General features: G+C 65.5%; 5 protein-coding genes. 3 read left to right on the top strand and 2 right to left on the bottom strand.

The window, feature by feature from the left end; genetic code table 11:
- Together CKO35_RS01315 and CKO35_RS01310 are read left to right on the top strand one after the other, a co-directional pair.
- Nucleotides 1-1,365 (top strand): methyl-accepting chemotaxis protein (locus CKO35_RS01315; RefSeq protein ID WP_200171750.1); only part of this gene is annotated, 1,365 nt, incomplete at its 5' end.
- A 146-nt stretch (nt 1,366-1,511) separates the two neighbouring features.
- Nucleotides 1,512-3,404 (top strand): SLC13 family permease, encoded by a 1,893-nt coding sequence (locus tag CKO35_RS01310; protein ID WP_200171748.1) that lies wholly within the window; start codon nt 1,512-1,514, stop codon nt 3,402-3,404.
- A 9-nt stretch (nt 3,405-3,413) separates the two neighbouring features.
- On the opposite strand, the gene CKO35_RS01305 is transcribed toward CKO35_RS01310, so the two are convergent.
- Nucleotides 3,414-4,127: a hypothetical protein gene (locus CKO35_RS01305; RefSeq protein ID WP_200171746.1), complete on the bottom strand. Its 714-nt coding sequence runs from the start codon at nt 4,125-4,127 to the stop codon at nt 3,414-3,416.
- A gap of 27 nt (nt 4,128-4,154) precedes the next feature.
- Nucleotides 4,155-4,511: a thiol-disulfide oxidoreductase DCC family protein gene (locus CKO35_RS01300; protein WP_338031736.1), complete on the bottom strand. Its 357-nt coding sequence runs from the start codon at nt 4,509-4,511 to the stop codon at nt 4,155-4,157.
- A gap of 211 nt (nt 4,512-4,722) precedes the next feature.
- Here CKO35_RS01300 and CKO35_RS01295 point away from each other — a divergent pair, with 211 nt between their 5' ends.
- The gene (locus CKO35_RS01295; RefSeq protein ID WP_207143373.1) at nt 4,723-6,147 is read left to right on the top strand and encodes a carotenoid oxygenase family protein; all 1,425 of its coding nucleotides are present in this window, start codon (nt 4,723-4,725) and stop codon (nt 6,145-6,147) included.
- Nucleotides 6,148-6,242 lie beyond the last annotated feature (95 nt).

Raw genomic sequence — 6,242 nt, 5'->3', positions numbered from 1 at the left:
AGCTTCTTGAGCACTGCTTCCCGGCGTTCTTCGGAGTACTTCATCGGAACCCTCTCGTCGCCCCCTTCAGGGTTTAAGATTCTAACAGCAGGTCAGGTTCCAACTACTTTGCCAGCGGGGGAGGCGTATCGCCAGGGCAATGAGCGTTTCCTGGCCGCGGGCGCGAATCCCGCCGTCGGCGATGCCGCCGTGCAGGGCATTGACCGGGCAGCTTCCGAGCAGATGACCGCGCTGGTGGAGACCCTGCATCGGCGGGCCGCCCAGGAGTCCGGGAGGATCAGCGATGCCGCCAGCCGGACCCTGACGCTGGGCTGGATCATTCTGATCGCGGCCATTGCCGGGGTGGGCGCTTTCAGCCTGTGGATGGTGAACCGGGCCATCGTCCTGCCCATCAATCGCCTCGTCGATCATATCGCCGAACTCAGTCAGGGGCGGGTGGCCCGACAGGTGGAGATCAGACGCAAGGACGAACTCGGGCGTCTGGCCAAGGCCGCCAATCTGCTGCGGGATTTTCTGGCCGAGACCTTTCAGAGCCTCAAAGAAAGCACCAGTGCCCTGGACAGCGCCAGCTCCGAACTCAATACCATTGCCGGCCGCATGGCCCAGGGCACCCGGGATCAGTTTGATCGTACCGACCAGGTGGCCACTGCCATGCACGAAATGTCCGCCACCGCCCAGGAGGTGGCCCGCCATGCGGCCGAGGCCGCGGAGGCCGCTGATGAGGCCGACCGGGCCGCCGGCGAGGGGCGCCGGGTGATGCAGACCACCATTGAACGAATCACCACCATGAGCGGGGAGATCGGCAACACCGCCGAGGTGATCTGCCGCCTGCAGGAGGACAGCGCCCGTATCAGCAAGGTGCTGGAAGTGATCAGGGGTATCGCCGAACAGACCAACCTGCTGGCGCTCAATGCCGCCATCGAGGCGGCCCGGGCCGGTGAACAGGGCCGGGGTTTTGCGGTGGTGGCCGACGAGGTCCGCACTCTGGCCCGGCGTACGGCGGACTCCACCGCCGAGATCCATCAGATCATCAATACGGTGCAGAACGGTGCCCTGGATGCCGTGAGTGCCATTGATACCGGTCAGCGCAGCAGTGCCGCGGGCCTGGAGCAGGTGCATGCGGCGGGGGCGATGCTGGAGCGGATCACCACCGCCGTGGAAGCCATCCGGGACATGAATCGGCAGATCGCCACGGCGGCCGAGGAACAGACTTCTGTGGCGGAGGATATCTCCCGCAACCTGGTGGAGATCACCGACATCGCCACCACCAACCAGGACAGCGTGCAGCGTACCGCGCAGGCCAGCCAGCATCTGCATACCCTCTCCGGGCGTCTTGGACAGGTGTCGTCAAAACTGTCGGCCTGAGGCGCCTTGCCGAAGCGGGTATTTCAGGAGGGCGCCACCCTGGTCATGCGGGGGCGGGCGGGGGGCATACCCCCCAACACACATTTGCCCTCCGCCCGCGGCAATGCCGAGTTGATTCATCCCGGACACCAGGGACCTGACGCGCGATGACACAGGATCAATGGCTCATTCTGACCATCCTGACCGCAACGGTTGCCATGTTCCTGTGGGGACGCTGGCGCCACGACATGGTGGCGGCCGGTGCCCTGCTGGCCTGCGTGGTGGTGGGCCTGGTGCCCGCCCGCGAGGCTTTCGCCGGGTTCGGCCACCCGGCGGTGGTCACGGTTGCCTGCGTGCTGGTGCTCAGTCGCGGCCTGCAGACTTCGGGGGCCGTGGACGTGCTGGCGCGCACCGTGTTGCCGGCCCAGTCCGGACGCATGCTCAGCCTCATGGCGCTGATGGGCCTGGGGGCCTTCCTGTCGGGGTTCATGAATAATGTGGGGGCCATGGCCTTGCTCATGCCGGTGGCGATCCATCTGTCCCAGCGGCTCGAACTCACCCCCGGTCAGGTACTCATGCCGTTGGCCTTCGGCACCATTCTCGGCGGCATGACCACGCTGATCGGCACCCCGCCCAATCTCATCGTCTCCGGTTTTCGCGCCGAAACCGGGCTGGGCAGTTTTGCCATGTTCGACTTCACTCCGATCGGTCTGGCCGTCGCGCTGGCGGGTGTGCTGTTCGTCGCCCTGATCGGCTGGCGACTGGTGCCGGCACGCAAGCAGTCGGGCATCGAGGGCTTCGAATCCGGCGCCTATATCACCGAGGTGCGCATCATGGAAGACAGCAAGGCCGCGGGCATGCGGCTGCGGGAGATCGAGGATGCGCTCGCCGATGTCGATGCCCAGATCATCGGTCTGGTGCAGAGGGAGGTACGCATCATCGCCGCCAATTCGTGGCGCAAGGTGCATGCCGGCGACATCCTGATGATCGAGGCCGAGGCCGACGCGCTGACCGATGTGCTGTCCATCCTCGGCCTGAAGCTGGAAGAGGAGGTCAAGCCCGAGAAGGACGAGATCCCTGAAGCGGATGCAAAGGCCGATGCCGCCGCGGCCAAGGACAAAAAAGGCAAGGATGCGGACACGCCCCGGAAACAGAACGACGGCAATACCGATGGCAAGGACGCCGAGACCCCGGCGAGGTCCGACGATATCGTGCTGATGGAGCTGGCGGTACTGCCCAACTCGCCCCTGTCCGGACGCTCGGCCAGCGATATCCTCCTGCGCACGCGCTACGGAGTGAACCTGCTGGCCTTGTCCCGGGAGGGCAAGCGTTCGATGAAGCGGCTGCGTTCAATGGCGATCCAGTCGGGCGACCTGCTGCTGATGCAGGGTCCGCCCGAGTCCATCTCGGAGTTTGCCTCCGACAATGCCTGTGTGCCCCTGGCCCAGCGGGAGCTGCGCATCCCCAACAAGCGCAAGATCTGGGAGGCCAGCCTGATCATGCTGTTCGCGGTCGGCGGTGCCGCCTTCGGGCTGCTGCCGGCGGCAGTGTCCTTTGCCATCGGGGTGCTGGCTTCCATGGCCCTGCGCACCGTACCGCCGCGAGCGGTGTACGATGCCATCGACTGGCCGGTGATCGTGTTGCTGGGTGCCCTGATCCCGGTGGCGGGGGCGATGGAGGCCACCGGCACGGCGGACCTGATTGCCCGCCTTCTGATCGAGAACGTGGCGCAGGGTCATGCCGTTGTCGGGCTGGCGCTGATCCTGGTGGTCACCATGTTCCTGTCCGACCTGATGAACAATGCCGCCACCGCCGCCGTGATGTGTCCCATTGCCATCGGCACCGCCGCCGCGCTGGGCGTGAGCCCCGACGCCTTCCTGATGGCGGTGGCCATCGGTGCCTCCTGCGCCTTCCTCACCCCGATCGGCCATCAGAACAACACTCTGATCCTCGGTCCGGGCGGTTTTCGCTTCAGCGACTACTGGAAGCTGGGCCTGCCCCTGGAGATCATCGTGGTGGCGGTCTCGATACCCCTGCTGCTGGTGGTGTGGCCGCTGTGAGGGATCGCCCTACACCAGCCGCATAGCCTGGCGGAACAGTCCCTTCAACGGGGGTTCCAGAAAGGATCTGGCCTCGCCGGGCGCAATCTTCCTGTCGCGGCAGAAACAGGCCAGGGCATAGGCGATCTCCGGGCGCCCCAGCGAGGCGGACCGGTCGATGGCCGGGCCGGCGCATTTGCCACAGCCACCCACCCGGCTGATGAAGGCGGTGTTGGCCAGGAAGATCCCGAATCCCATCCAGACCGCGACCAGCTCTGCCACGTGGGCCTCGTTGCCCTCCTGGGCCGGTGCCGGTCGGGAGCGCGTGTACATCCACCATCCGGCCAGATCCCGGGCCAACTGGGCCACCAGGGCCTGACGGTTCGTCCACAGCAACGGGTCGTACTCAAGCACCAGCGGCTCCGCCTCGCTGGGTATCGCCGGAAACCGTGTACCGTCACCGGCCGGCACCAGCCGCATCGGCACCGCTTCAAGCCCGGCATGGCGGCGAATGGCGGCAAAGGTGGCCACGGCGGCCTCGTGGGGTGACTGTACCTGGGCCGGGAAATGTTCGCGGATGGGCATGACCAGGTGGGCCTGGTCCAGGGGACGCAGGTCATCCTGCTGCGCCATGGCCCACGCGTGAACGTCCCGGATCCAGGCACGGGTGGTGTCGTCGACGACGGGGGCGCGGCGAAACAGGTTCAGCCAGGCGGGAACGGCGGGATTCAGGATTGAACTCATGGGAGGAACCGGGTGCGGGCATGATCTTCAGATCGTACACTGACTGCTGTGTCTGCGGCGCCATTTGGCCCACTGGTTGTAGGCAAAGTCACCGCAATGGAAAAGCCCCGGCAGACTCAACAGGGCGGCGGTCCTGCCCATGCCCGCCGCGCGCCAGTAACCCAGGGTGGCGGCAAAGCCCACCCGCATCCGTTCACCGTCGAAATAATGGATGCGGGTCAGCAGGGCTTCCAGTGAATAGCCCTCGGGCGGCCGGAAATCGGCGGCACTGATGTCGATCAGCCGGACCCGTGGCTCCAGACGGGGACGCAGTTTGTTGATTTCCTTCCGGCACAACCCGCAGGAGGCGTCATAGTAAAGGCAAGGTTGCGATTCGGTCGACACGGTCACCTCCGGGATTCATTCATTTGCGGAAATCGTGTAGAACCATTCTAACCCTCATGCATCCTGATGGCGATGTACCCTTAATATGAAGAAGACAACAGGGCCGCACCAAACCCCTCGGGAAAGAGGCGCGTATCTGCGATGAAATCCGGGTTCTTTCGCGTTGACTCTCATGCATCTTGATGGTTGACGGAACGGGAGCTTGATTATGATGGCAGCAAGGGTTGGCTATCACCTGGGCGTCACGTCCCAGGGCCGGGAGGTGGACCAGGACGCCCTGCCCCTGCGCGGGCACCTGCCCGACTGGCTGGAGGGGGTGCTGCTGCGCAACGGTCCAGGCCTGTTCGAGACCGGCGACTACCACTGCCGTCACTGGTTCGACGGGCTGGCCATGCTGCAGTCCTTCACCCTGCGAGGCGGGCGCGTGGGGTTCCGCAACCGGCATCTGGTCACTCGCACCCTGGAACAGGCCCGGCACAACGGACGTATCCAGGGTTCAGGATTCGCCACCGACACCCATCGTTCCCTGCTCAAACGCCTGCGAGGGCTGGCGCATCCCGTCCTCACGGACAATACCAATGTGAACATTGCCCTCATGGCCGGTCAGGCCGTATGCCTGACCGAAACCCCCGTCCCGACGGCCTTCGATCCGGACACTCTGGAGACACGGGGCCCCCTGCCCTTTACCGACACCACCGAGCTGCACCTGAGCACGGCCCACCCCATGGCAGACAGCCACAGCGGGGATCTCTACGGCTTCGGGATACGGTTCGCCCTCAACAGCGAATACCTGCTGTTCCGTATCCCCGCCGGCACGCGTCGGCGCCGGATCATCGCCCGGTTACCGGTGAAGACCCCCGCCTACATGCACAGCTTCGCCCTCACCCGTCACCATCTGGTCTTGAGCGAATTTCCGCTGGTGGTCACGCCCCTGGACATGCTGGTCACGGGCCGGCCGTTCATCGAAAACTTCCGCTGGCTACCGGAGCTTGGCACCCGCTTCCAGGTCTTCGACCGGCAGCGCGGCACCCACCTGGCCACCTGCGTGGGTGAGCCCTGCTTTGCCTTTCATCACATCAACGCCTTCGAGGACCAGGCCGGTCGGCTGCAGGTGGATCTGGCCGCCTATCCGGATGCCGACGTCATCCGCCGCCTGTACCTGGAACCCCTGCGCCGGGGCTGGACGGAGCCGGCCTGCGGCGAGGCCTGGCGCTTCACGCTGGATGTCCGCCGGGGCACCGCGACCCGCACCGTGCTCGGTGAACGCGGCCTGGAGTTACCCCGCATCCATGCCACCCGATGCAGTGGACGGGACTATCGTTACGTCTACGGAACCGGCAACCATGTCCCCGGGGCGCTGATGGATGAACTGGTGAAGCTGGATGTCGGATGCGGCACGCACCTGACCTGGAGCGAGGCCGACTGCTACCCCGGCGAACCGGTGTTCGTGCCCAGGCCCGGCGCCACCGAGGAGGACGATGGCGTGCTGCTGAGCGTGATCCTGGACGCCGCCGCCGGCACCAGTCACCTGCTGATCCTGGATGCCCGCACCCTGGAGGAACGGGCGCGGGCCACCCTGCCCATCCCCCTGCCCTTCGGCTTTCACGGAGAGTTCCTGCCCGATCACGCCGGGTAGGTGGCTGGTTTTGCAAACCATCAATGACAACGCCGTCAAATCGGGTAGAATCAGCGCGAACGGGAACGCTTATCAATTGCCACCCGGATGGCGCC

It is taken from the genome of Ectothiorhodospira shaposhnikovii (assembly GCF_016584105.1).
Lineage (GTDB): Bacteria > Pseudomonadota > Gammaproteobacteria > Ectothiorhodospirales > Ectothiorhodospiraceae > Ectothiorhodospira > Ectothiorhodospira shaposhnikovii.
This window is presented reverse-complemented; position numbering and strand designations above follow the sequence as displayed.

Excerpts from the sequence above, each read along its gene's own strand:
- CKO35_RS01295 (WP_207143373.1), top strand. The coding sequence starts at position 4,723 with ATGGCAGCAAGGGTTGGCTATCACCTGGGCGTCACGTCCCAGGGCCGG.
- CKO35_RS01310 (WP_200171748.1), top strand. The coding sequence starts at position 1,512 with ATGACACAGGATCAATGGCTCATTCTGACCATCCTGACCGCAACGGTT.
- CKO35_RS01305 (WP_200171746.1), bottom strand. The coding sequence starts at position 4,127 with ATGAGTTCAATCCTGAATCCCGCCGTTCCCGCCTGGCTGAACCTGTTT.